This is a genomic window from Vibrio sp. 1727, from assembly GCF_033344415.1.
In the GTDB taxonomy this organism is placed as follows: Bacteria; Pseudomonadota; Gammaproteobacteria; order Enterobacterales; family Vibrionaceae; genus Vibrio; species Vibrio alginolyticus.
The window spans coordinates 1-544 of sequence record NZ_JAWPOT010000573.1; the positions used below are offsets into that span (position 1 = coordinate 1).

Below are 544 nucleotides of genomic sequence, written 5' to 3' on the forward strand. Positions count from 1 at the left end.
CCATGGAACCTTTGAGGAAACGCCAAGTGCCCGTGTTGTAATCGGAATCTGAAGCGTGGTTTTCTGAAAGCGTTTTGATGACGTGCTCTGCTTCGATAGGCAGCAACCCTGCAACGGCATTGCCATTGTCGTCAATCACGCCTTGTTCAGAGCAGAAACCAATCAGTTTGTCTGCGCCTAATTTGATCGCCAGTTGCGTCGCGACTTCTTCAGAAAGCAAGTTAAAACACTCGCCAGTCACGGAGCTCGCAATGGGGCCAAGTAGCACAATGGAGCCTTGGTCGAGCGTGCGATTAATCGCGTCGGTGTCAATGCGGCGAATGCGTCCACTGTGGCAGTAATCGACACCGTCATCTACGCCAAGTGGCTGTGCAATGACAAAGTTGCCACTGACTACATTCAGTTGTGTGCCAGCCATTGGGGTGTTGTTTAAGCTCATTGAAAGGCGTGCGGTAATGGCTAGTTGAAGCTGCCCAGCAGCTTGCATAACTACCGATAGTGCCGCTTCGTCGGTAATTCGGATGTTTTTGTGGTATGGCGTAGT

At 51.1% G+C, this 544-nt stretch carries 1 protein-coding gene; it reads right to left on the reverse strand.

Features of this window, described 5'->3' with window-relative positions; all coding sequences use genetic code 11:
- The coding region (gene argA / locus R8O10_RS27010; protein ID WP_318192197.1) for an amino-acid N-acetyltransferase at positions 1 to 544 on the reverse strand (544 nt) is incomplete at both ends.